Raw genomic sequence first — 24,542 nt, forward strand, 5'->3', positions numbered from 1 at the left:
TCGCACTCAGCCACGACACCGGGACCACGCACAGCAGCGGTACCAGCGGGAACAAGGACGGTCGCGGATAATGATCAGCCTGCTTCATGCGGCGCATGACAACTCCCCGGAGGACGGATCGAGGGCTCGTTTCACGATGCGAATCACGGTGGGCGACTCGGTCAGTCGCCCGTGATCGAAGGTGTCGCTCGGGCACACCGCCTGTAGCCAGATGTTGTCGACCTCGGCCCGCGGCCCGGCCACCAGGAATGTCGATCCGGGTGGGGTCGTCACCTGGTCGACGCTGCTGGCGACCACGGTGTAGTGCACACCGGGCTCGGTGTCGCCACCGGCATTGAGCCGCTGCAGGAAATCGCTGCCGACGACCTGCTGGGCGGCCGCTTCGCCGAGTACGGCGCCGACGGCCCGGTGGGCGGGTTCGCTCGTACTTCCCACGTGCACGAGACGACCCATATCGAGGGCGGTGGTGCCGTGGTTGGTCGCGGCGATCATCACCACCTTGCGCACCGTATTGCGCTCCGGTTCGGCCGGATTCGCGCCGCCTTCGAAACGCAGATACTGCCGGGTCACCACCCCACCCTGGGAATGGGACACGATGTCGACGCGGGTCGAATGGGTGGCCGCGCGCACCTTTTCGACGAATGCGGCGAGTTCCCTGGCCGAATCCGGAATGTCACCGGTGCCGTACACGCCCGGCCTGCCCCCATAGATGCTGGACGTATCGCGACCGTAGTTGAGCGAAAATACGCAATACCCTTCCGACCGCAGTTCCGGCGCCAGCACGTCCCAGTTATTCTGATTCCCCCACGTCCCGTGCACGAGCACGACCGGTTCCGGATGCGTGGCGGAAGGCCCGCATTGCCAATCATTCGCCCCGCGCGGAGCCACACTTCCGTCCGCCGGGTGCTCGAGCGCGCCGCCCGCATCGGCATGCGCCTCACCGACCATCATTACCGTGCAACAACATAGCCCTGCCGCCACTATCGCCAGCGCACGCATCGACCATCCCTTCCACACCGAAGAGAAGTAACGAATCGTTAGCCGATGCTAGGCGGAAAAGGGCGAAAAACCCCGTAACCGCGCGCTTATTGTTCGGGCAAAGCCTTCCGCGCCGCCTCCTGCACCGAGTCGACCTGGCTCGCCAACTTGCCGTCGGCAGCCACACTCCGCTCTCGAAACGACAACGCTCACAGACCAACCGCCCTGCCGGATACATCCGGCAGGGCGGTTGCTCGTTCGATTCACTCGGATTCGGCGGCAGCCGTTGCCCGGCGACGCACGCGGCGGGCGGCGGCGACCATATTGCGCAGGGACGGTTCCAGCTGCCAATAGTGGCGGGTCTTCAGGCCGCCGTCCGGATTGGCCCACAGGCGTTCCGGGGTGACCGCCTCGGCCGCCGCGGTCAGCGCCTCGTCGAGTTCCTCGATATCGGGGATACGGGCCGAACGACTTTCGTACACACCGGGGCCGACGCCGTGCGACAGGCCGTGGCCCTGCTCGGCATCCTTCTTCAGCGCCTCGAGCACCCATTCGATCGAGCGGCTGGCCACGATCGCGGTGACGTCGGCGTCGAGTTCCTCGATGGCCTGGACGATTTCGGCGCGACTGGAGTAGGCGATGTGGGTGTGGATCTGGGTCTCCGGTTTCACACCCGAGGTGGCCAGACGGAAGGCGTTGACCGCCCACCGTAGGTATTCCCGCCGCCCGGTCGGCCGCAGCGGCAGCAGCTCGCGGACGGCCGGCTCGTCCACCTGGATGATGGCCACTCCGGCCTTCTCCAGATCCGCCAATTCGTCCCGGATCGCCAGGGCCACTTGGTCGGCCGTCTCGTACAGCGGCTGATCCTGCCGCACGAACGAGCGGGCGACCATCGTCACCGGCCCTGTAACGATGCCCTTCACCGGCTTGTCGGTGAGCGACTGGGCATAGGTGATCCAGTCGACCGTCATCGGCTTCGTCCGCTGCACGTCCCCGTAGAGGATCGGCGGCCGCACGCACCGCGAGCCGTACACCTGCACCCAGCCGAAGTGGGTGGTGGCGAAGCCGTCGAGCAGTTCGGCGAAGTACTGGACCATATCGTTGCGCTCGTGCTCGCCGTGCACCAGCACATCGAGGCCGATATCCTCCTGCAGCCGGATGGTCGACTCGATCTCGGCCTCGATCCGCTTGCGGTACTCGTCGTAGGACAGCCGTCCCTCGCCGAGGTCGTAGCGGGCCTGGCGGATCGCAGCGGTCTGCGGGAACGAGCCCAGCGTGGTGGCGGGCACCACCGGCAGATTCAGCTTCTGCCGCTGCGCTTCTCGGCGCACCTCGTAGGGTTCGCGCTCGCGCATGTCCGGCGTGATCGCGTACACCCGTTGCCGCACAGCATGCTTCTGCTTGAAGTGCACCTCACTGGGCCGCTTGCGCCATTTCTCCGACGCTCCTTCGGTCAACGCCTTGGCCAGCGAAACCACCTCGAGCACCTTCTGTTTCGCGAAGGCGAGACGGTCGGCGACCGGGCCCTGGATGTCGTACTCGACGAGCAGGTCGTAGGGCACGTGCAACAGCGTGGTGCCGGTGGAGACCACCAGATCCGGGCACACCTTCGCCAGCTCGTTGAGATAGGTGAGGGTGACGTAGCGGTCGGCGCGCCACACATTGGTGCCGCTGATCACGCCCGCGTACAACCGCTTCCGCTTGATGCCCGGAATCTCGGCCAACTCCTCCGGACGCACCCGGTAGCTGGCGAGGTCGAGCCCGATCGCCTCGACGGAGGTCTGCGCGAGAATCCGCACGGCCTCACCGAAATCGCCGTACTGGCCGGTGACCAGCATGCGTGGGCGCAGCGGCGCGGTCGAAAGGCGTTGGTAGGCACGCTCGAACGCGGCCAGTTCCTCCGGCGTGCGGTCGCTGGTGAAGCACGGCTCGTCCAACTGCACGCAGGTGGCCCCGCGCTTGGCGAGGATCTCGAACAGCTGCTCGTAGACCGGAAGCAGCTTGTCCAGCAGGGACAGCCGGTCGAATTCGTCCTCGCCCGGCACGTGCCCGGCCTTCGACAGCAGCAGCAGCGACAGCGGGCCCAGCACCACCGGGCGCAGTTCGATGCCCTGCTCCTTGGCCCGATCGAATTCCTCGAGCAAAGCCTCGGGGTGCAGGGAGAATTCGGTGTCGGCATCCAGCTCGGGCTGGCGGTAGTGGTAGTTGGTGCCGAACAGGCGCACCAGCTCCAGCGGCGGCAGATCCGGGCGGCCGCGCGCCATCAGGAAGTAGAAGTCCAAGGGGTGCAAGCCTTCTCGATAGGGCTCGAACCGCTTGGGCACCGCGCCGAACAGCAGCGCATTGTCGAGAATGTGGTCGTAGTAGGAGAAGGTGTTGCCCGGCACCTGGGTCAGCCCGGTGGCCGCCAGCTCGTTGAACTGCGTTTCCTGGATCTCGCGACCGACCCGCAGCAGCTCCTCACGCGGCAGACTGCCGTGCCAGTATGCCTCCAGCGCGCGCTTGAGTTCCCGGTGCGGCCCGATCCTCGGATATCCGAGGATGCTCGATCCGAAGCCGTCGGTGACGTTGACCATGAGCGGGACACTCCTTCCGAGCTGCGGGTTCAGCCCGACCCTGTATGCAGCTTATGCCCGGATACTCACGAGGTCCCGGCCTGAAGAACACCGGGACATCGGACAGGGCGCGATCGTTATCGATTCCCTCACGGCTCCGGCACCCGCCGAAACCTTGGACCCTCTAGGCTCCGGCCCTATCGGACCGTCGGCCCTTCAGCTCCGGCCTGCCAGAACCTGAGGCCCCTCAGCTCCGGCCTGCCAGAACCTGAGGCCGCTGAGCTCCGGCCCTGCCAGAACCTGAGGCCGCTGAGCTCCGGCCCTGCCAGAACCTTGATTCCCTGTCTCTCGGGCCCCCAGGGCCCGAGAGACAGGGTCTCACCTCAGCGATTGTTGTTGTACTGATAAAAGCCCGCGCCGGTCTTCTTCCCCAGCAACCCCGCCTCGACCATGCGCATGAGCAGCGGCGGGGCCGAGTACAGCGGCTCCTTGAACTCCGCGTACATCGAGTCGGCGATGGACTTGACGGTGTCGAGGCCGACCAGATCCGTCAGCGCCAGCGGGCCCATCGGGTGGGCACAGCCGAGCACCATGGCCTTGTCGACGTCCTCCTTGGTGGCGAACCCGGATTCGACCATGCGGATGGCCGACAGCAGGTAGGGCACCAGCAGCGCGTTCACGACGAAGCCGGAGCGGTCGGCCGAGCGCACGACCTGCTTACCCAGCACATCGGAGGCGAAGGCCTCGGCGCGCTTGGAGACGGCCTCGCTGGTCTTGAGCGTGGTGACCAGCTCGACCAGCGGCAGCACCGGCACGGGGTTGAAGAAGTGCATGCCCACGACCCGCTCGGGCTGCGTGGTGGACACGGCGACCTTCATGATCGGAATGGAGGAGGTGTTGGAGGCCAGCACCGCGTCCGGATCGGTCACGACCTTGTCCAGCTCGGCGAAGATCGAGGTCTTGACCTCCTCGTTCTCCACGACCGCCTCGACCACCAGCTGGCGGTCGGCGAAGTCGCCGAGATCGGAGGTGAAACGCAGCCGCCAGGCGGCCTGCTCCCGCTCCCGCTCGGTGATCTTGCCGGAGGACACGCCGCGATCCAGCGACCGCAGGATGCGGGCGCGACCGGCGGCGGCCAGTTCCCGCGTGGGTTCGAACACGAGCACGTCGACATGCGCCCGGGCGCACACCTCCGCGATTCCGGCACCCATCTGTCCGGCGCCGATAACACCGACGCGTTGAATCTTTTCGCTGCTCACGTCCCGCTCCTGCTGTTGTTTGGCTGTCGGTGGCTGGTTGTCGGGAAGGTGTCGGCTCTCGTAGAGCCCCGCGCCTTCGACGGGAAACGTTATAGGGACGCCCTTCCCGCCGGGGCTGTTCAGCGGGAAGGGCCGGTAAGCGCCCTATCAGGGCGGCTGTTCTTTTGTCCGAGAAACGCTTTCGCGCTCCCGGTCCGAAAGTCGGGATCCAGGTGATGCGGACTGGATCCCGGCTTCCGCCCCCGGCTGACGCCGGGGACCAAAGGAGCTCGCCGGGCGGACGAAGGCTCCGGAGGCTTTACTTCCCTCAGCGCCCACCGGCCGACTTCTCGGCTGGGGGCTCGGCCCGAGTCCTCCGCCGGCGCCCGCCCTTGGTTCCCCGTTGTTCGGCGCCCCAGCGCCGAACAACGGGGCCCACGATCAGTGGAACTGACCCTCTTCGGTCGAACCCTTCAGCGCAGCGGTGGAGGTGTTCGGATCCACCGTGGTCGCGATGGTGTCGAAGTAGCCCGCACCCACCTCACGCTGGTGCTTGGTGGCGGTGTAGCCGCGCTCCTCGGCCGCGAACTCGCGCTCCTGCAGGTCGACGTAGGCGGTCATACCCTCGCGGGCGTAGCCGTAGGCCAGGTCGAACATCGAGTAGTTGAGCGCGTGGAAGCCCGCCAGCGTGATGAACTGGAACTTGAAGCCCATCGCACCCAGCTCCTTCTGGAACTTCGCGATGGTGGCGTCGTCCAGGTGCTTCTTCCAGTTGAACGACGGCGAGCAGTTGTAGGCCAGCAGCTGGTCCGGGAACTCGCTCTTGACCGACTCGGCGAACTTGCGGGCCAGCTCGAGGTCCGGAGTACCGGTCTCCATCCAGATCAGGTCGGCGTACGGGGCGTAGGCCTTGGCACGCGCGATGCATGGCTCGATGCCGTTCTTGACCTGGTAGAAGCCCTCGGCGGTGCGCTCACCGGTGATGAACTGCTTGTCGCGCTCGTCTACATCGGCGGTGATCAGGGTGGCGGCCTCGGCATCGGTCCGGGCGATGACCACGGTCGGGACGTCGGCGACGTCGGCGGCCAGGCGCGCGGAGGTCAGGGTGCGGATATGCTGCGAGGTCGGGATCAGGACCTTGCCGCCCAGGTGGCCGCACTTCTTCTCCGACGCCAGCTGGTCCTCCCAGTGGGTGCCGGCGGCGCCCGCGGCGATCATGGCCTTCTGCAGCTCGTAGACGTTCAGCGCGCCACCGAAGCCGGCCTCGCCGTCGGCGACGATCGGAACCAGCCAGTTGTCGACCGAGGTGTCGCCCTCGACCGCGGCGATCTCGTCGGCGCGCAGCAGCGCGTTGTTGATGCGACGGACCACGGCCGGAACCGAGTTGGCCGGGTACAGCGACTGGTCGGGGTAGGTGTGGCCGGACAGGTTCGCGTCACCGGCGACCTGCCAACCGGACAGGTAGATGGCCTTCAGGCCGGCGCGCACCTGCTGCACGGCCATGTTGCCGGTGAGAGCACCGAGGGCATGGATGTAGTCCTCGTTGTTGACCTGCTCCCACAGGATCTCCGCGCCGCGGCGAGCGAGCGTGTGCTCCTCGACAACCTTGCCCTGCAGCTTGGCGACCTGCTCGGCGGTGTAGTTACGGGTGATGCCCTTCCAGCGAGGGTTGGTGTCCCAGTCCTTCTGGATTTCAGCAGCGGTCCTCGGGGTGCCGGTCTTCGACATCTCTGACTCCACTTCTTCGTTCAGTCGGTGCCCCACTGTCCGGAGGTTCCGGCGGCTCGTCGGCTTCCCGTATTCGGTAGTCGACCGCCGTCGGAATGTCCGAACTCTGCTGGAGCGGCAATTTGCAGGCTTGCTAGGCCCATCGGGTGTACATCCACACGATTGCACAGACGAAAAGTGCCGTCTACCTGTTGCTAATGCGAATCTCCGCTAGCTTCGGCCACATCTTTGCTAATTCTGCGAAATTTGCGGTCTGATTGCCAGAGCTGAGTCTACTCGCGAGTAGGTCTGACCTGCAGTTTAGCGTAACGCGCGTACTGTTAGCGTGACGCCTACCACCGGCCAAGGCACGGCACACGCATTCCCGCTTGTGATGACCTTCACAAGTAAGGGCGGTTGCCGTCGGTGTGGCCCGTGGCACTTTCGAGACGTGTGAACGACCCGGACGTATGGTCATCCGACCAGCTGCAAGACTGGGATTGCCCGGGGGGATGACTCGGAAAGGAACATGATGCGGAAGCTGTGGATCGCGGCCGCTTTGACCGTCGCATCGGCGGCCAGCCTGTTCACGATGCCGATCGCCCAGGCGGCGCCCGCGGTGGGCGCGGTGGAGTCGGTCGAACCGCTGTCGGCGGCGGCGACACTACCGGGGTCGGTGAACTCCGAGCGGATTCTGTACTCGACCACGACCGTGCGCGATCAGCCGACCGTCGGCAGCGCCGCGGTGTACTTCCCGCCGGGTGAGCCGCCCGCCGGCGGGTGGCCGATCATCGCGTGGGCGCACGGGACCGTCGGACTGGGCGACGACTGCGCCTACAGCGTCGGCGGGCCCGCGGAGGTCGACCGCGACTGGTCGTATCTGGGCGCCTGGCTGCAGCAGGGCTATGCGATCGTCGCCGCCGACTACGCGGGACTCGGCACACCCGGCGAACATCCCTACCTCAACGGTGTCGTCGAGGCCCACAACGTCGTCGACGCGGTGCGGGCCGCGAGCGCCCACTACTCGTCGCTGTCGAAGAAGTGGGTCGTCGTCGGACAGTCACAGGGCGGCGGCGCCGCGGTGACCACCGCCCGCTACGCCACCGAATTCGGCGGGACGGAGCTGGACTACCGAGGTGCGGTGGCCACCGGCGTGCCCGCATATATCGAGGACATCCTGCCGGCGCTCGGTCCCGGTGTGCCGCCGGTGAAGCTGAGCCCCGACAGCACCGCCTACGTGCTGTTCATTCTCAACGGGCTGCGCACCACCTATCCCGAGCTGAACATCGACTCGTTCCTGACCGATGCGGGCCGGCACTGGGCGGCGCGGGCGCAGCACGAGTGCGTGCTGGCGCTCGCCGACGAATCGGCCGCACAGAATGTCGTGGTCGGCAACCTGTTCGCCCGGCCGCTGGCGCAGATCCCGGACCTGCACGGACTACTCGCCCGCTATCTCGGCCTGCCCGAATCGGGTTACGACAAGCCGCTGTTCATGGGGCAGGGCCTGCGCGACACCGACGTGATCACGCCGGAGACGTTGCGATTCGCCGCGGTGCTGCAGGCCAACCGGCAGCCGGTCACCGTCAAGACCTATCCGACCGATCACAGCGGAACGGTGAACGCCTCGCTGGTGGACTCGGTGCCATTCGTGCGGGGCCTGTTCGCCTAGGCGGCGGGGAGGCCGTCCACCCGGTTTTCACGGGCGCGCCTCCCGCCACATCGCCAGCACGTCCCGGACGAAGGCGCCCAACGTATTCCGACGCCAGGCCGACCCACTGCAACTCACGCTCGCTCCTCGGTCGAATCCACTCCCACCACCACTGTCACACCGACCCACGGCGGTCACTCACCACCCGGGATCGGCGAGGACCGCCGATCCCGACCGGGCCACCCTAGGGGCCGCGGGTTGCACGGAGGTTGCGCGAAACCCGCCCATATTGCGTGCTCATAACACCCCCGCGCACATTCTCCTCGAACGCACTCTCGCGACTGGTTCATCGCCAACCTTATCGGATGACAATTTCGAATCGTCGGAAAACTCATCGCGAATCGCAGAACGGCGCACCCGCGACAAAAGAATCCGAACGGTCCGAAGAATCCAGCGCCCGCAGCGCCAGCAGGTACGCCCCGTCCGGCCGCCCACGTGACCAGCTCAAATGCCAACTGCTACGAATGAAATGTTCACAATAGGTTATTTCCGACCGCCGCCGGAGATCTCCGCAGCAGATCAACGATCAGCTCGAGCGCATCGATACCCTGCGCGGGCTCGGCCATATCGAACGGCAGCCCTATGCATCAGGGTGAATCCTGAACTGCGCAACTCGGACTCGTGGGCCTCGCGCTCAGCTCCCCCGATATGTCGAATACGCGAACGGGGACAGCAATAGTGGGACGTGGTAGTGCCGGTCGCCGGTAATGGTGAAGGCGATGGTGACCTCCGGATAGAAGGTGGGCACCTGCTGGGCGGCGAAGTAACCGCCGGTGTCGAAGCGCAGGCGGTAGGTGTCCGGGGGGAGTTCGCCGCCGAGTTCGCGGATCCGACCATCGAGGTCGGTGGCCGACGAGGCCAGTTCGGTTCCGTCGACGGCCAACAGGGTGACCGTGAGGCCCACGGCGGGAATCCCGCGGACCGCATCCAGAACGTGGGTGCTCACACTGCTCATCACGCCTCCGCGGGGTCGTGTACCAGACGGCTCAGCCGGATCCGGTTGATCTTGGCCAGCTCTCGGCGGACGATACCGCGCTCGGTGCGTGGGTCGTTACGCAGCCGGGTCATGAGGATGTCGAGCAGTTCCGAGGCGGAGCGGCCGGTCGCGCACACGAGATAGACGTGGCCGAAGGTGGCCTCGTATTCGCGGTTCCAGGCGGCCAGGGCGGCCCGCACGTCCGCGCCCGCGTCGGCGACGCCCGCCTGCTCCCGGGCCGAGGACGGATTGTCCGGGGTGGCGCCGATGCGGGGATGCCCGGCCAGGGCCCGGTCCAGGTCCTCCTCCGGCACGGCGGCGAGGATCTCGTCGGCCGTCGCGAGCAGGTGCTCGACGGTGCCGAAGGGCCGCCGCGCGGCCACCTCCCGCGCCCATTCGGGAGCCGAGCAGCAGCTCAGCAACAGCTCGACGACCGCCGATTCGGGCAGCGCGTCGAAGGTGCGGAGGTCGATCCGATCGTTGGTCATCGCGTCCAGCATCGGCCATGGCAACCCGGCCTGCCAATCGGACGGCGCTCGGGCCGTCTCGCACGGCCGATCCGGTCATTCGATTGTGCTATCTCACGAACACGGGGGCGCCGATGATCAAATCCGCGCAAGGAAATTCCGGAGCCGGACCATTCCGGACGTCCGACCGGATATTGTGGCCGTCACGTGCGGCGACGTGGCGACGGGTCGCGACCACGCCTGCCCGCCCACTCGCCGACGCCGAGCGGGAGCAGTGTGATGCGCGACATTGTCGATGACCTATTGCGGGTGTGGCACAGTGGCCGGACGGCCGGATTGGCCACGCTGGTCCGGACCTTCGGCCCGTCCCCGCTGCCGGTGGGATCGGCGATGTTGGTGGAATCCGATGGGGGCGTGTTCGGGTCGGTGTCCGACGGCTGCTACGAGGCGGCGGTGCATCAGGCGGCGGTCGAGGCCGCCCGGACCGGACGGCGCGAATTGCGGCGCTTCGATGCCACCACCGGATTGGACGTCGGCGCGGACTGCGGCACCATCGACGTGTTCGTGGAGCCGTTCTCCCGCAGCCACTTTCCCGAGTTCCCGGATGTCGCCGCCGATATCACCACGTATCGGCCCGTCACGGTGTTCACCGTGGTGTGGCATGCCGATCCGGAGGTGATCGGGCAGCATCTGGTGACCGACCGGCGGCACAACACCGAGCTGGTGTCGCTGCCGGAATCGGACGTGTTCGTCTCCTCCTACACCGCCCCGCCGCGGCTGATCATCTTCGGCGCCAACGCCTTCGCCGCCGCGCTGAACGTGCAGGGGCGGCTGCTCGGCTACCGGGTCACCGTCTGCGATGCCCGCGAAACCTTCGCCTCCCCCGCCTCGTTTCCGGGTGCCGAGGTGGTGGTCGACTGGCCGCACCGGTACCTCAACTCCCAGGCGGCCGCCGGTGACATCGACTCCAGCACGGCGCTGGTCGTGGTCTCCCAGGACCCGAAGTTCGAGATCCCGCTGCTCACCATGGCCCTGCGCCTCCCCGAATTCGGCTACCTGGGCGCCCTCGGCTCCCGCGCCGCCCACGCCCGCCGCACAGAAGCCCTGCAAGCGGGCGGTTTCGACGAGGCCACGCTCGCCCGCCTGCACACCCCCGCGGGGTTGGACATCGGCGCCCACACGCCGATGGAGACGGCTATTGCGATAGCGGCGGAGCTGTTGGCATCGCGGAGGGCCACCTCGCGACCGACTGTGGCTGTTTCCTGACCCTGATTCAATTCGCCTGGGGGCGAATTGAATCAGGGAATGAAGGAGGGCCCCGCCCGAGCAATCGACCAGACCGCTACTTCAGCTCGGGATGCTCTGCGTAGAGCTCGCGGAGGACGGACATGTCGAACAGTTGGTCGGCCTCGATGGTGATTTTGGCCTTGGCGAGGGCCTCGATGTTTTGGGCTATGAGTTTGTCGGTCATGGTGAACAGGCCGTTGGCTCTGGTGTCGTCGGAGACGACCAGGTCGTTCTGGGCCTTGGCGGACTGGATTTGTTCGGCCAGGTCCAGGCGTTGGTCCTTGCCGTAGATCTCGACGGCGAGGCGGGCGCTTTCGGCGGGGTTGGCCACGGCGTCCTTCCAGCCCTTGATTTCGGCCGCCAGGAAGGCCTTCAACTTGTCGCGCTCGGAGTCGATGGTCTGCTGGCGCACCGTCAGGGTCTCGGCGGTCAGCGGGAGGCCGTAGTCGGCGAACAGGAAATGGGCGGTCTGGAAACCCTTGGCCGCCAGGGTGATCGGCTCATTGGTCACATAGCTCACCCAGCCGTCGACCTCGCCGTTGGCCAGCGGGGTCGGATCGAACTGGGCGGGCACGATCTGAACATCGTTCGGCGTCATGCCGTTGGCGGCCAGCAGCGCGGTGAAGATCAGCTGATTGGTGTCCTGCACGCCGATCTTGCGCCCCTTCATCTCGATCGGGGAGGAGATCGGCTTGGCCGCCGAACTGACGATGCAGAACGGATTCTTCTGGTAGGTGGTGCCGATGATCTTGGCGGGCAACCCGTCCAGCACGGCGGGCGCGGTGGTCTGCGGCGCGGACATGCCGAGCCAGATCTTGCCGGTATCCAGCCCGGCCTCCACCGACGTACTGGCGGCACCGCCCGCGATCAGGTCGACGTGCCCGAATCCGGCGTCCCGGTAGTAACCCTTGCTGTCGGCGAAGTACTCACCGGCGAATTCGATGTTCTTCAACCACGACAGCTGAATGGCGACGGTGCCGTACTTGGAGCCGTCGGGCGTGGTGCCGTTGTTGTTCCCGGACGTGGAGTCGTCACCGCAGGCCGCGAGCATTCCGCCACCAGCGAGCGCGAGGCCCGTGGCTGCGGAGAACCGAAGGAAGGACCGACGGTCCAGGGGTGGAAACTTCCGGGCCGATGAGGGGCCTGTCACGCGAGTCATGCCGGAAATCTAGGGCGTTTCGATGACGAATTCTTTGCTTTCGACGGATCCACTGTGTGCTGCACGTAAACTTGTCCGCCCTCACCCCTTTCCGGCCTCCGGCCCGAACCTGGCCAGCACCAGATTCTCGATCACGCCGACGATCGCGTACAGCAGCACCGACACCACCGTCACCAGCACGATGGCGGCCCACAGCTTGTTGTACTGGAAGGTGGGGATGGCACGAATCAGCGTCGCGCCCAATCCGGTTCCGCTGCCGAGCCATTCGCCCAGCAGCGCCCCGATGAGTGCACCCGGCACCGAGATCCGCGCCGCCGCGAATACCGACGGCAGCGCCGCGGGCACGGCCACCATGCGCAGCCGCGTCCACCGCGAACCACCGTAGGCGGCAACGAGTTCCATGGCCTGAGCGGACGCCGAGCGCAGTCCGGTCATGATCATGACCAGGGCCGGGAAGAAGACCACGATCGCCGCCATCACCGTCACACCGACCACCCCGCGCCCGAACACCAGCACGATGATCGGCGTCAGCGCCACCAGCGGCACCGACCGCAGCAGCATCGCGACCGGCATGAACGACTGCTCGACCGCGGGCAGGGTGACGAACAGCGCGGCCACCACCAGGGCGGCCACCATCCCGACGCCGAATCCGATCGCGGCGTCGGTCAGCGTGATCCTCAGGTCGGCAAGCAGCGCCTGCCGCGCGGTATCGGCGGAGGGCCCGGTGACCAGATAGTTCCACACATCACCCGGCGTCTTCCCCACCCGCGGACCCACCTGCGGGAACGCCTTCAGGAAGGCGTACCAGATCACCAGTATCAGAATCAGCGAAACAACCAGGGGGAACAGGAATTTCACGATCCGTCGCAGCGCGTTCACGCCCGCACCTCCCGCCCGGTCCACGGCGCCGATAGCCGCGCGACCAGGGCCACCACGGCGTAGCCGAGCCCCGCGAGCGCGGCGGCGGCCAAGGCCATACCCCAGGTGCGCGGGACGTTGTAGGCGGTCTGCGCCGCGGTCAGCGCCACCCCGATACCGCTGTCCACGCCGCCCAGATACTCGCCGATGATCGCGCCGAGCACCGCCGAGGGCGCCGCGATCTTCAACGCCGCCAACGTATTCGGCAGGGCGGCGATCACCTGCACACGCCGCAGCTGCTGCCAGCGCCCGCCGCCGTAGGCGCGGACCAGATCGAGGCTGGTGCGATCGGCCGAACGCAGCCCGGACACCGTGCCGACCATGGTGGTGAAGAAGCAGTAGATGGCGGCCAGGAACACCGTAGGCGTGCGCCCGCCGAACACCACCAGAATGATCGGCCCGAGCGCCAGCAGCGGTGTGCAGTAGCTGAGGATGGCGAGCTGGGTCGCCAGCGATTCGATGGGCGGCACCAGCATCACCAGCACGGCCAGCGCGATGGCCAGGCCGTTACCCCAGGCGAAGCCCTGCAGCGCACCCCAGGCCGTGATCCGGAAGTTCGGCCCGTACAGCGCCCAGCCGTCGATGTACATGGTGTGCACGACATTCCACGGAGTCGGGATGGTGCCCCCGGCGACCCCGAGCGCGGCCAGTACCCACCACAGGGCGATCAGCGCGGCGATACCGAGCGCCCCACCCATCCGCGTCATGCTCTGTCCTTTCCGCAATGAGCGGAGCCCTCCGTGGTTACACTCCGCTGCCGCCTCCGGACCTGACCCCTCATTCCGCCACCTCCGTAACCCCCAGGGCCGCTTCCGCTTCGGCTTCGATGCCGCCGTGTCCACTGCGGCCGAACAGCAGCTCCGACAGATAGTCGTGCAGGCGATGGAATTCCGGCGAGCGCATCATGTCGGGGGTGCGCGGGCGCGGGAGGTCGATCTCGACCGTCTCCACCACCCGGCCCGGTCGCGGGCTCATCACCGCCACCACATCCGACAGGAACACCGCCTCACCGATGCCGTGGGTGACCATGAGCGTGGTGGCGGGCTTCTCGGTCCAGATGCGCAGCAGTTCGAGGTTCAGCCGCTGGCGGGTCATATCGTCGAGCGCGCCGAACGGCTCGTCGAGCAGCAGCACCGTGGGCTTCACCGCCAGCGCTCGCGCGATCGAAACCCGTTGGCGCATACCACCGCTCAGCTGCGCCGGTTTCGCCTTCTCGAAGCCCTCCAGGCCCACCAGCGCGACCAGGTCGGCAATCAGTTTCGGTTCCACCGGCAGCCCGGCCACCTGCAGCGGCAGTTTGATATTGGATTCCACACTGCGCCAGGGCAACAGCGCCGCATCCTGGAAGGCGATGCCGAATTCGTGGCGGCGCCGCAGTTCCTCCGGCGTCGCCCCGTTGATGCGGGCGGTACCCGCCGTGGGTGTCTCGAGTCCGGCCAGGATCCGCAGGACCGTCGACTTCCCGCACCCCGAGGGACCCAGTAGCGACAGGAATGCGCCCTGTTCGGTGTGCAGATCCACCGACTCCAGCGCCTGCACCCTGCGCCGGCCGACCCGGAAGGTCTTGGTGAGTCCGCTGATGTGAATGCCCGTGCCCGCGGCCTCCGTACTGCTCATATCCGTCACACTAGGAGCAACCGGTTGCACCGATATTGCGAATCGGCCCATCAGATTTCGACGGAGTTACCACCCGGGTTCGAACCAGACGCGGGCCGAGCGGCGAAACAGCAGCACGATCACCACGACCGACGCGATCGGCCCGAGCCAGCCCGGCGGGCGTCCCTCGGCGATCGAGGGCACGGTCCACAGCATGTTCAACCCGGCCAGCAGGATCGCGCCGATCCGGATCTTGTCACCGACCGCGCCGAAGCCGAGCGCCAGCAGCCCCAGCAACCAGCTGGGCACGAAGGCGATCGAGACGATCAACGCCAGGTGCGCCCCGAGCAACCACCAGGCCGTCGCCGCGCAGACGACCCCGACCACCGCGATACCGATCGCGATCAGCTGCGCCGCCCGCACCGCGGCGGGCATCCGCGCGGAGCCGGTGCGATCCGTCCAGGGATCGTGACGAAACCCGCTGTCGGACATGCAGCGAAATGTACCGCGCGGTTCGGTCACGGCCGTGGCAACGCGCGGTCACGATCGTTCCCCGATCCTCGAAAACACCCTCTGACGTGGGGATAATTTTCTGAAGGGGCATCGTTGGGGGTCATCGCGGCGATGCCGTGGCACGCGAGGAGACGGTATGGCCATCGGCACCTTCATCTACATCGACGCGGACGGGAATCGGCGGGTACTCACCGACCCCGTCGACACCATCGCCTACAACGTCGAATTGTGGATAGCTGCCGAGGTGATCAACAACACCGACACCACCGCGTGGCTGCACGAGGAGGAGGACGGCGACGGGCGCTCGCATCCCGTCGCACCCGGCGACCACCTGCAGCCCGATGAGGTCGTCGCCAGCGTGGTGTTCGCCTGAGGGTCAGGCCAGCAACCGCAGGAGGTGCTCGGCCTCGGCCTGCACTGCATCGCGGCCGGGGCCCAGATATCTGCGCGGATCCGACACGCTGAGGTTCTCGGTCAGCACCGTCAGAATCTCCTGGCTCAGAGCCATGTTCAGCCGGGTGGCGATATTGATCTTCGTCATCCCGTGCCGGACGGCCGATCGCAGCCCGCCGTCGGGCACGCCGGACGAGCCGTGCAGCACCAGCGGCACCGGGACCTTCGCGGCCAGCCGCACGATCAGTTCGTCGTCGAGGCGGGCGTCGCGGGTGTGCATGGCGTGCGAGGAGCCCACGGCGACCGCCAGCGCGTCGACTCCCGTCGCGGCGACGAACGACACGGCCTCGTCGGGATCGGTACGCACCCAGGGCTTGTGGGCGCCGCCCTTCCCACCGACCTCGCCGAGTTCGGCCTCGACGAACGTGTCGCGCCGATGACACCAGCGCACGATCTCGGCCGTGGTGGCGAGGTTTTCGGCGTAGTCGAGGGTGGATCCGTCGTACATCACCGAGGTCACCCCGAGTTCGACGGCCTCGGTGATCAATTCGCGTTCGGTCGCGTGGTCCAGGTGCACGGTGAGGTCGGCGGTGCTGTCGGCGGCGATCTGCAGGCAGGCCCGGGCCAGCGGTTTCAGACTGCCGTGATAGCGCACCGTGTTCTGCGAGATCTGGAGGATCGCCGGGCGTTTCGCCGCTTCCGCAGCGGCGGCGACGGCCTCTGCATGCTCGAGCGCGATCACATTGAACGCGGCCAGGCCGCCGGGACGCGCGACGGCGATCAGATCGGGCACGGGCAGCAGGGTCATCGGGGACTCCTAGGTATTGCTCAGATCGGTGACGACGACGGTCGGCGCCAGCCGGGTCCGCAGGGACCTGTCGATTTCTCCGGCCACCGGAATGACCACGGCCGCAGCGGAAGTCGCCACGGCATCGACGAGGACGGCGGGCCAGTCCGGTTTCGGGTCGACGGACAGGGCGGCGATCACGGCGGCCGCCGCGGCATCGCCCGCGCCGGTCGGATTTCCGGCCATGGGTTCGGGCAGCGCGGCCGACCAGGCTCCCGCGGCGGTGACGGCGACCATGCCCGCGCCGCCCCGGGTGGCGATCACCGCGTAGACGCCGCGATCGATGAGTGGCCGCGCCGCGGTGACCATCTCCTCGGCGGTGTCGGGCGAGGTTCCGGTCAGGCGACGCAGTTCGTCACCGTTGGGCATGAGGACCACACCGGGGATCCGGGCAGCCAGTTCCAGCGCGCGACCGTCGACATCGCAGATGGTGGGTATTCCGGCGGCGAGTGCGGTGCGGGCCAGTTCGGCGGGCACGGAGTCGGCGACCCCGGCGGGCAAGGAGCCCGAGACGACCATGGCTCCGGTGTCGGGGAGCAGTCCGTTGACTCGGACCATCAGCTGGTCGACGGCGTACGGATCATTCACCCGCGCACCGGGTTCCCACAGCGAGGTGGCTGTCCCGTCGTCGGATTCGCTGATCACCAGGGTCCGCCGCACCCACGGCAGGGCGTGCACGAAATCCACGGGAAGTTCCAGCTCCGCGGCGGCAGCGAAGGCATAGTCGGCGAAACCTGTTGCGCGGGAATATATTCCGAGTTGATTGAGCACGCGGGTCACGTTGATGCCCTTGCCGCCGATGCGCTGTTCGACCGACAGCACCCGATGGACCCGGCCTCGTTCGAAACGCTCCAACCGGTAGGTCAGATCGTAGGCGGGATTCATGGTCACGGTGAGGATCACGTCAACCACTGTCCATGGCGCAGCACGCAACGCAACCCCAAGTCGTCGTCTACCACTATGGCATCGGCGTACATTCCGGGCCGCAGATCTCCCACGTCGGTCAGGCCGACCACCGCCGCCGGGGTCGCCGTGGCCGCGCGCACGGCATCCGCCAGCGGCACCCCGCACTCGCGAACCGCCCAGCGCAGACACCGCAGCAAGGTGGCGGTGCCCCCGGCGATCGATCCGTTGGCGATCCGCGCGACACCGTCGACGACCCGGACCTGTTGTGGGCCCAGGCGGTAATCCCCGTCGGGCAGCCCGGTCGCCTGCATGGCATCGGTGATCAGGGCGACCCGATCCCGGGCGGTGGCGAAAACCAGTGCGCCGAAACCGGGTTCCAGATGTACGCCGTCACCGATGAGCTCGACGACCGCCTGCCCCTCCGCCGCAGCCACCAGCCCAGCCGCGACCGGCCCCGGGTCGCGGTGATGCAGCGGCGGCATCCCATTGGCCAGATGTGTGACCACGCTCCCGAGGCCCTTGGGCCGCAAGGCCTCCCGGAACCGTGCGTACGCGGTATCGCTGTGACCGAGAGCCACCACGACACCGCTGCCGGCGAGCGCCTCGGCGGCGGCCTCGTACCCCGGCCGTTCGGGTGCGAGGGTCATCATCCGCAACGTCCCGTCGGCCGCATCGAGCAATCGCTCGATCAACGCCGGGTCGGGATCGGTGAGAAATCTCGGATCCTGTGCCCCGCAGCGCGCTTCGGACAGGAACGGGCCCTCCACATGAATCCCCGCGAGCGCCCCCTCCGCCGTCAGCTCACGCAGCACCCGCGTCTGCGCCACCATGTCGTCGGGCGCACCGGTGACCACACTCGCCACCACACTGGTAGTCCCCTGCGACCGGTGATATTCGGCCGCTGCCCGAGCCTCCGCCGCATCGGTGGTATCGAACCGCGCCCCGAACCCGCCGTGATTGTGAATATCCACCAGCCCGGGCAACACCGTCCCCAGATGCGGCGGTAGCTCCGAATTCCGCTGCGCCGCTGACCATTCCGCGGCTGTCTGTACGGCAACGATCCGCTCACCGTCCACCGTCACCACACCGTCGTCGATCAGGTACGACGGCGCCACGACCCGCCCCCGCAGGTACACCTCGCTCATCGCTCCTCCCACCGCCGGCACCGCTCATCCCGACGTGCCCACCGCCCGCCGTCATCCCGGATCGACGAGGAAGCCGGGTGGATGGAGGGCAGGCCGACAGCGGTCATTCGAGCGCTCCCACCCGGGCGAAGTAGGCCGCGCCGACCAAACCTGCGCGGGCACCGAATTCGCCGAGCACCACGCGGGGAGCCGGGGCGATGCGGAGCAGGTCGACGAAGCGGGATTGCAGGGCCTCGGTGAGGACGGCGCCCGCACCCGCCAGGCCGCCGCCGAGGACGACCAGGTCGGGACAGGTGGCGTGGATGACGCCGAACAGGCCCTCGGCCAGGGCGTCGACGGCGTCGTCGACCACGGCGCGGGCGTCCGGATCGGTGTCGAGGACGGCGAAGACCGATTCGGCACCGGCGATCCTGCGGCCGGTGCGGGCGGTGTAGGCGCGGGCTATGGCGGCCCCGGAGGCGACCGTCTCCACACAGCCGACACTGCCGCACAGGCAGGGCAGTCCATCGCGATGGCGCACCGGGATGTGGCCGTACTCCCCGGACTGCCCGGCGGAGCCGCGCACCAGCCGCCCGTCGACCGACAGGGTTCCGGAGATCCCGGTGCCGAGAATGACCACGCACACGTCGTCGTGGCCGCGCCCCGCGCCGTAGCGCCATTCGGCCCACCCCGCGACGGCGACATCGTGTTCGATCAACACCGGAATATCCCACTGGTCGCGGAAGCGGTTGCCCACCTTGACATCCCGCCAGCCCACATTGCTGCTGAACACCGCGATGCCGCGCGCCGAGTCGACGATCCCGGGCAGGACGACGGCCGCCCGCGCGACCCGGCCCCGCTGCGCCGCGGGCAACTCGTCCAGCAGCCGGGAACCGAGGTCGCCTATGGCATCGAAGGCGGCCTCCCCCGAGGGGGTCGCGACCGTGGCCGTGCCGAGCACGGCCCCGGCGGCATCGGTGATCTCACCCTTGGTCGTGGTCCCGCCGACATCGATGGCGAGCACCAGATCCGCGGGTCCGACGGCGGTCACGACGTACCCCTCACTCGAGGATCACCGACCGGGCCAGGCTGCGCGGATTGTCCGGATCCAGGCCCAGATCCGCCGATCGCAGCACGCACAGCCGGTGCACCCGCACCAGATCGGCCATCGGATCGATATCGCGATGCTCGAAATGCGCTCCGGTGGACTTGACGTCGTCGCCCAGGGTGGGATCCACCGAACCGAACGCCCACACCGCGCGTCCGGGCGCGGCGATGCTGATCGGTCCGTGCCGGTATTCGGTCGCCAGATAGCTCTCGGCCCACGACTGACAGGATTCGCGCAGCTTCAGCCCCGCCTCGTCGGCGAGGGCGGCCGCGAAACCCAGGCCGACGAAACTGATCTGTTCCGCGTAACGCACTGCGGCCACGGAGGTTTCGAGGTCCTCGGCGAGCACCTCGCGCGCCTGCGCGATGGCCGGGTTCAGATCCTCACCCAGATGCCAGCGCAGGATCGCCAGCGTCGTGGTGGCGAAACGGGTCTGCACCACCGACCGCTCGTCGACCTCGTCGATGAGGATCGGATCGCCCAGGTCCAGCACCGGTGTGCCCGGGCTGGAGGAGATGACCGTGCGCGGCACCCCGCGCGGGATACCGCGCATCGCCTCGATCACCTCGGTGGTGGTGCCGGAGCGGCTGATCACCACGTAGCGGTCGTACTCGCGACCGGTGCGCACATCGCTGGCGGGCCAGGCGTCGGTCAGGCCCTGACCACGAGTCTCACGCAGGTAGGCAATGGCACGCGACATGAAATACGAGGTGCCACAACCGATGACGGCCACCCGCTCGCCGGGCTCGGGCAGCACGGCGGAGTTCTCGGCGGCGATGGACGCGGCGCGCGCCCAGTCGTCGGGCTGGGTGGCCACCTCGGCGGCCAGATGGGTTTCGGGAATTCGCTCGGCAGAGGTCGGCACGCCACCAGGATCGACCCGATGATCGTTCATGTCAACTTAACAACCAAAACGGTCACATTCGATCATCGTTCGCGCTAGATTCTGACCAAACGGATCGTTCATTGAAAGGTTCTACTCGTGAAACGTCCACTCCGCGGCGCAGTTTCGTCGTTCGCGCTGCTCACCGGCCTGGTGCTGGCGGTCTCCTCCTGCGGGTTCGGCGGCAACAAATCCGATGACTCGGACCCCAACACCCTGTCCTTCCTGGCCCCGGTCTACAGCGACGGCACCAAGGCGGAGTGGGACAAGATCATCGCAGACTTCCAGAAGCAGAATCCGGACATCAAGGTCAATCTGCAGATGGAGGCGTGGACCTCGATCAACGACGTGGTGCGCACCAAACTGCAGAATGCGTCCACCACCCCGGACATCCTCAACATCGACGCCTACTCCACCTTCGCCAACGACAACCAGCTCTACCCCGCGAAGGATGTCGTCGAGCCGTCGGTGGCCGACGACATCCAGCCCGGTTTCGCCGAGAACGCCTCGATGGGCGGAACCCAGTGGGCGCTACCGCTGTTCGCCTCCACCCGCACGCTGTTCTACAACACCGACCTGTTCGCCAGGGCCGGTATCGGCGCTCCGCCCAAGACCTGGGCCGAACTCACCGACGCCGCCAGGAAGATTCAGGCACTCGGCGGTGGGGTCTCCGGTTACGGCCTGCCCCTGGGCAGCGAGGAGGCGCAGGCCGAGACGTCCCTGTGGACCTTCGGCGCGGGCGGCGCCTGGTCCGACGGCGACAAGCTCACCGTCGACACCCCCGGCAACCTGGAGGGCGTGCAGGCGATGAAGGCGATCGCCGATGCGGGTGCGACCCAGCCGAATCCGGGCGCCACCAACCGCAAGGACGTGATCAACGCCTTCATCCAGGGCAAGATCGGCATGATCGAGGCGCACCCGCCGACCATTTCCATGATCGCCGCGCAGAATCCGGGCCTGAAGTACGCGACCGCGCCGACCCCGACGAAGGACGGAACCCCCGTCACCCTCGGTGTCGCCGACCATCTGATGGCGTTCAAGAAGGACGGTAAGAAGCAGGAGGCGATCAAGAAGTTCCTCAGCTTCTTCTACAAGCCCGATGTCTACACCACCTTCGTCAAGGCCGAGCACTTCATTCCGGTGACCACCAGCGGCGCACAGGCGATGGCCGACGATCCGGTGATGAAGTCCTTCGGCGCCACCCTGCCGGTGGCCAAGTTCTACCCGAGCAACAACCCGAACTGGGGCGCCGTGCAGGGCGCGATCCAGCAGCAGATGGGCACCATCGCCCAGGGCGCCGACCCGGCCGCGGTGCTACAGAAGATTCAGCAGGCGGCGAGTTGAGGGGCGCCCTGAACCGGTCCACGGCGGCGCTGCGGGCGCTGCCGTGGATCGGCCCGGTGCTGGTGCTCATCGCGGGCGTGGTCGTCTTCCCGGCCGGGTACATGCTGTGGACCTCCACGCGCACGCTGAGCGCCTACGGCCAAGATCGCGGCCCGGCCGGATTGACCAACTTCCGCAAGCTCTTCGCGATCCCGGAACTTCCCAGCGTGCTGCTGCATACGGTGGTCTGGGTGGTCGCCGTCGTGCTGATCACCCTGGTGCTGTCGGCCGCGCTGGCACAGTTCTTGAGCAAGAGTTTCCCCGGCCGCACCTTCGTGCGGATGGCGATCCTGGTGCCGTGGGCCGCGTCGGTGGTGATGACCACGTCGGTCTTCGCCTATATGTTGGATCCGGATGTCGGCATCGCCAACCGGTTCCTCGTCGACATCGGCGTGCTGGACCGAGGTTTCGGATTCACCAAACAGGCGGGCCCGGCGTTCCTGGTGGCGATCGGCGTGGCGGTGTTCGTATCGATACCGTTCACCACCTACACGATTCTGGCCGGGCTGCAATCGATTCCGGCCGAGATCGATGAGGCGGGCCGGGTCGACGGGGCGAGCCGGTGGCAGCGCTATCGGCATCTGACGCTGCCGCAGCTGCGTCCGGCGATCGCGGTCGCCACCATCATCAACATCATCAACGTGTTCAACTCGCTGCCGATCCTGCAGGTGTTGACGGGCAGCATCGCGGGCTTCGACGCCGACACCACGACCACGTTGACCTTCAAGCTGATTCGCCAGAATCAGCAGGTCGCCACGGCCGCGGCCATGAGCGTGCTGAACTTCGTGCTGATCGTGGTGATCATCGCGGTGTACGTGCGGCTCACCCGGTCGGCCCGGGAGGAGGCGCGATGACAGCATCCAATCCGGTCACGGTCGATCGGGCGGCCGCGACCTCGACCGCCGAAACCGTTGTCGCGCCGCCCGCTCCGCCGGTGACCGCCCGCAAGGCCCGGCGACGGTGGGACCTGACGCTGGTCGGCATCGTGATCGCGGCGCTGTTCCTGATCCCCTACCTGGTGATGGTGCTGGGGTCGCTCAAGCCGCGCTCGGAGATCCTGCGCATTCCGCCCACCTATTTCCCCGAGCAGTGGCGGCCCGGCAACTACGCCACCATGTGGGACACACCGGAAACGCCGCTGCCGTTCAATATGGTGAGCACGCTGGTGATTTCGGTGGCCGCCACCGTGATCGTGCTGCTGGTGGCGATTCCGGCCGCGTATTACACCGCGCGGCGGCAGTTCCCGGGCAAGGTCGCATTTCTGGGGCTGGTGCTGGTCACCCAGATGCTGCAACCGGTGGTGCTGGTGACCGGTCTGCTGCGGGAGTTCTTCACCCTCGGCATCCAGGACACCTGGCTGGCGATGATTCTGGTCAATGCCGCGTTCAATCTGTCGTTCGCGGTGTGGATCCTGCACAGTTTCTTCGCCTCCGTGCCGGTGGAGATCGAGGAGGCGGCGCAGCTGGACGGGTTGAGCCGGATCCAGACCCTCACCCGGGTGAGCCTGCCGCTGGTGTGGCCGGGCATCGTCACCGCAACCATCTTCGCGTTCGTATCCTGCTGGAACGAATTCGCCGCCAGTCTGGTGATCCTGACCACGCCGGAGAATCAGCCGCTGTCGGTGGCCTTGACGAAGTTCATCGGCCAGTACGACACGGCTTGGCAATACGTCTTCGCGATCTCTACGGTCGGCATCGTGCCCGTTGTCATCCTGTTCGCGCTGATCGAGAAGCGTCTGGTCGCCGGCCTGACCGCCGGAAGCGTGAAATGACCGCTGCGACGGATCGATCCCAGCGCTGGAACCGGCTGCTGGAGTTGCTGGCCGACACCGGCCGGCTGTCGGTGGAGGAGGCGGCCGAACGGCTCGGCGTCTCCCCCGCCACCATCCGCCGCGATTTCACCGCGCTGGCCGATCAGCAACTGGCCACCCGTACTCACGGCGGCATCGTGGCGACCTCGGTGTCCTACGAGCTACCCGCTCGTTATCGCGGCAGCGGTGACGAGGCCAAGCAGCGGGTCGCCGAACATGCCGCGGGACTGGTGAATCCGGCCGAGGTGGTGGGTCTCAACGGCGGCACCACCACGACGGCGGTGGCCCGCGCGCTGGCGGGCCGTCCCGACCTGCCCGCCTCGGCCGACAATCAGCTCACGATCGTCACCAATGCGCTGAACATCGCGGGTGAGATGGTGCTGCGTCCGCATCTGCGCACGATCTGCATCGGCGGCCAGGCCCGTCGGGAATCCTATGAACTGCACGGCCCCCTGGCCGAGCGGGCGATGGCCGAATTGCGTTTGGACACCCTGATTCTCGGCGTCAACGCGATCACCGCTGAGGGCGGTGCGCAGGGGCGTCACCTCGACGAATCGGGTATCAACGCCGAAATGGTCCGGCGCGCCGAACGGGTCATCGCGGTCGCGACCGCCGACAAACTCGAGAAGACCGCCCTGGCCCGCATCTGCCCCATCGAGGATATCGACATCCTCGTCATGGACGCCGCCGCCAATCCGGAGGCCATCGCCGCGATCCGGGAGGCGGGCGTGCGGGTGGATCTGGTCTGATCGGCTCGATTTCTCGAAGAAATGTTTCACGCGGGTAGAGCAGCTGCCCTACCCGCGTGAAACATTTGTGGCAGGGTGAGAACTTCTACAAAGACAAAAGCCCAGTGATCACCGGAACCAAGATGCTCACGATGGTCGGGGTAATAATGCTCATTCCATCTCCTCTCGGCCTTCCTGATGTTGATCTTGCGATAGCAAACGTACAGCAATCAGTACGCCACCGGGAGATGTCCGCCG

General features: G+C 67.2%; 23 protein-coding genes. 7 read left to right on the plus strand and 16 right to left on the minus strand.

The annotated features are described in order from the left end of the window. Window positions 1-84: 84 nt before the first annotated feature. The 4 genes from IU452_RS35560 to aceA form a co-directional block, all read right to left on the minus strand. The gene (locus tag IU452_RS35560) at window positions 85-999 is read right to left on the minus strand and encodes an esterase/lipase family protein (RefSeq protein WP_324193010.1); all 915 of its coding nucleotides are present in this window, start codon (window positions 997-999) and stop codon (window positions 85-87) included. 242 nt (window positions 1,000-1,241) lie between these two features. Then, window positions 1,242-3,554 (minus strand): 5-methyltetrahydropteroyltriglutamate--homocysteine S-methyltransferase, encoded by a 2,313-nt coding sequence (gene metE / locus IU452_RS35565; protein ID WP_195113638.1) that lies wholly within the window; start codon window positions 3,552-3,554, stop codon window positions 1,242-1,244. A 362-nt stretch (window positions 3,555-3,916) separates the two neighbouring features. After that, window positions 3,917-4,792, minus strand: a complete 876-nt coding sequence (locus tag IU452_RS35570; RefSeq protein WP_195113639.1) for a 3-hydroxybutyryl-CoA dehydrogenase — start codon at window positions 4,790-4,792, stop codon at window positions 3,917-3,919. 420 nt (window positions 4,793-5,212) lie between these two features. Then, window positions 5,213-6,499, minus strand: a complete 1,287-nt coding sequence (gene aceA, locus IU452_RS35575; protein ID WP_195113640.1) for an isocitrate lyase — start codon at window positions 6,497-6,499, stop codon at window positions 5,213-5,215. Window positions 6,500-7,010: 511 nt separating this feature from the next. Here aceA and IU452_RS35580 point away from each other — a divergent pair. Further along, complete coding sequence (locus IU452_RS35580; RefSeq protein WP_195113641.1) at window positions 7,011-8,147, plus strand: lipase family protein; 1,137 nt, start codon at window positions 7,011-7,013, stop codon at window positions 8,145-8,147. A 673-nt stretch (window positions 8,148-8,820) separates the two neighbouring features. Here IU452_RS35580 and uraH read toward each other — a convergent pair. Both uraH and uraD read right to left on the minus strand, forming a co-directional pair. Continuing rightward, window positions 8,821-9,141 carry a hydroxyisourate hydrolase gene (gene uraH, locus IU452_RS35585; RefSeq protein WP_195113642.1) on the minus strand — a complete coding sequence of 107 codons (321 nt, stop codon included), beginning with the start codon at window positions 9,139-9,141 and terminating at the stop codon, window positions 8,821-8,823. Further along, entirely contained in the window at window positions 9,141-9,650 is a 510-nt protein-coding gene (gene uraD, locus IU452_RS35590) for a 2-oxo-4-hydroxy-4-carboxy-5-ureidoimidazoline decarboxylase (RefSeq protein WP_195113643.1), read from the minus strand. The genes uraH and uraD overlap by 1 nt, the downstream gene beginning before the upstream one ends. A 258-nt stretch (window positions 9,651-9,908) precedes the next feature. Here uraD and IU452_RS35595 point away from each other — a divergent pair, with 258 nt between their 5' ends. Continuing rightward, window positions 9,909-10,895 (plus strand): XdhC family protein, encoded by a 987-nt coding sequence (locus tag IU452_RS35595; RefSeq protein ID WP_195113644.1) that lies wholly within the window; start codon window positions 9,909-9,911, stop codon window positions 10,893-10,895. Between the two features lie 76 nt (window positions 10,896-10,971). Here IU452_RS35595 and IU452_RS35600 read toward each other — a convergent pair whose 3' ends face one another. The 5 genes from IU452_RS35600 to IU452_RS35620 all read right to left on the minus strand — a co-directional run bounded on the left by IU452_RS35600 (window position 10,972) and on the right by IU452_RS35620 (window position 15,081). Then, window positions 10,972-12,075, minus strand: a complete 1,104-nt coding sequence (locus IU452_RS35600; protein ID WP_195113645.1) for an ABC transporter substrate-binding protein — start codon at window positions 12,073-12,075, stop codon at window positions 10,972-10,974. A gap of 81 nt (window positions 12,076-12,156) precedes the next feature. After that, entirely contained in the window at window positions 12,157-12,954 is a 798-nt protein-coding gene (locus IU452_RS35605) for an ABC transporter permease (protein WP_195113646.1), read from the minus strand. Beyond that, window positions 12,951-13,700, minus strand: coding sequence for an ABC transporter permease (locus IU452_RS35610; RefSeq protein ID WP_195113647.1), 750 nt, complete (start codon window positions 13,698-13,700; stop codon window positions 12,951-12,953). The genes IU452_RS35605 and IU452_RS35610 overlap by 4 nt, the downstream gene beginning before the upstream one ends. 70 nt (window positions 13,701-13,770) lie before the next feature. Next, complete coding sequence (locus IU452_RS35615; RefSeq protein WP_195113648.1) at window positions 13,771-14,610, minus strand: ABC transporter ATP-binding protein; 840 nt, start codon at window positions 14,608-14,610, stop codon at window positions 13,771-13,773. Between the two features lie 66 nt (window positions 14,611-14,676). Further along, complete coding sequence (locus tag IU452_RS35620) at window positions 14,677-15,081, minus strand: hypothetical protein (RefSeq protein WP_195113649.1); 405 nt, start codon at window positions 15,079-15,081, stop codon at window positions 14,677-14,679. A gap of 157 nt (window positions 15,082-15,238) precedes the next feature. Here IU452_RS35620 and IU452_RS35625 point away from each other — a divergent pair, with 157 nt between their 5' ends. Further along, window positions 15,239-15,475: a hypothetical protein gene (locus tag IU452_RS35625; RefSeq protein WP_195113650.1), complete on the plus strand. Its 237-nt coding sequence runs from the start codon at window positions 15,239-15,241 to the stop codon at window positions 15,473-15,475. A gap of 3 nt (window positions 15,476-15,478) precedes the next feature. Here IU452_RS35625 and IU452_RS35630 read toward each other — a convergent pair whose 3' ends face one another. The 5 genes from IU452_RS35630 to IU452_RS35650 all read right to left on the minus strand — a co-directional run bounded on the left by IU452_RS35630 (window position 15,479) and on the right by IU452_RS35650 (window position 20,345). Continuing rightward, entirely contained in the window at window positions 15,479-16,303 is an 825-nt protein-coding gene (locus IU452_RS35630; RefSeq protein ID WP_195113651.1) for a class II fructose-bisphosphate aldolase, read from the minus strand. A gap of 9 nt (window positions 16,304-16,312) precedes the next feature. Beyond that, the gene (locus tag IU452_RS35635) at window positions 16,313-17,245 is read right to left on the minus strand and encodes a hexose kinase (protein ID WP_324193011.1); all 933 of its coding nucleotides are present in this window, start codon (window positions 17,243-17,245) and stop codon (window positions 16,313-16,315) included. Then, window positions 17,242-18,393 carry an N-acetylglucosamine-6-phosphate deacetylase gene (locus IU452_RS35640; protein WP_195113652.1) on the minus strand — a complete coding sequence of 384 codons (1,152 nt, stop codon included), beginning with the start codon at window positions 18,391-18,393 and terminating at the stop codon, window positions 17,242-17,244. The genes IU452_RS35635 and IU452_RS35640 overlap by 4 nt, the downstream gene beginning before the upstream one ends. A 103-nt stretch (window positions 18,394-18,496) precedes the next feature. After that, window positions 18,497-19,423: an ROK family protein gene (locus IU452_RS35645; RefSeq protein ID WP_195113653.1), complete on the minus strand. Its 927-nt coding sequence runs from the start codon at window positions 19,421-19,423 to the stop codon at window positions 18,497-18,499. 10 nt (window positions 19,424-19,433) lie between these two features. After that, complete coding sequence (locus IU452_RS35650) at window positions 19,434-20,345, minus strand: sugar isomerase (RefSeq protein WP_324193012.1); 912 nt, start codon at window positions 20,343-20,345, stop codon at window positions 19,434-19,436. A 117-nt stretch (window positions 20,346-20,462) separates the two neighbouring features. On the opposite strand from IU452_RS35650, the gene IU452_RS35655 reads away from it, so the two are divergent. From IU452_RS35655 to IU452_RS35670, 4 genes are read left to right on the plus strand one after another with little or no spacing between them, the layout of a single operon-like run. Then, a complete protein-coding gene (locus tag IU452_RS35655) occupies window positions 20,463-21,707 on the plus strand; it encodes an extracellular solute-binding protein (protein ID WP_195113655.1) in 1,245 nt (414 codons plus the stop codon). Next, the gene (locus IU452_RS35660; RefSeq protein WP_228819281.1) at window positions 21,704-22,600 is read left to right on the plus strand and encodes a carbohydrate ABC transporter permease; all 897 of its coding nucleotides are present in this window, start codon (window positions 21,704-21,706) and stop codon (window positions 22,598-22,600) included. The genes IU452_RS35655 and IU452_RS35660 overlap by 4 nt, the downstream gene beginning before the upstream one ends. Beyond that, window positions 22,597-23,517: a carbohydrate ABC transporter permease gene (locus IU452_RS35665; RefSeq protein ID WP_195113656.1), complete on the plus strand. Its 921-nt coding sequence runs from the start codon at window positions 22,597-22,599 to the stop codon at window positions 23,515-23,517. Before IU452_RS35660 ends, IU452_RS35665 begins: the two co-directional genes overlap by 4 nt. Next, a complete protein-coding gene (locus tag IU452_RS35670; RefSeq protein ID WP_195113657.1) occupies window positions 23,514-24,305 on the plus strand; it encodes a DeoR/GlpR family DNA-binding transcription regulator in 792 nt (263 codons plus the stop codon). Before IU452_RS35665 ends, IU452_RS35670 begins: the two co-directional genes overlap by 4 nt. Window positions 24,306-24,542: the final 237 nt, after the last annotated feature.

The organism is Nocardia transvalensis (assembly GCF_015477765.1).
Lineage (GTDB): Bacteria > Actinomycetota > Actinomycetes > Mycobacteriales > Mycobacteriaceae > Nocardia > Nocardia transvalensis_A.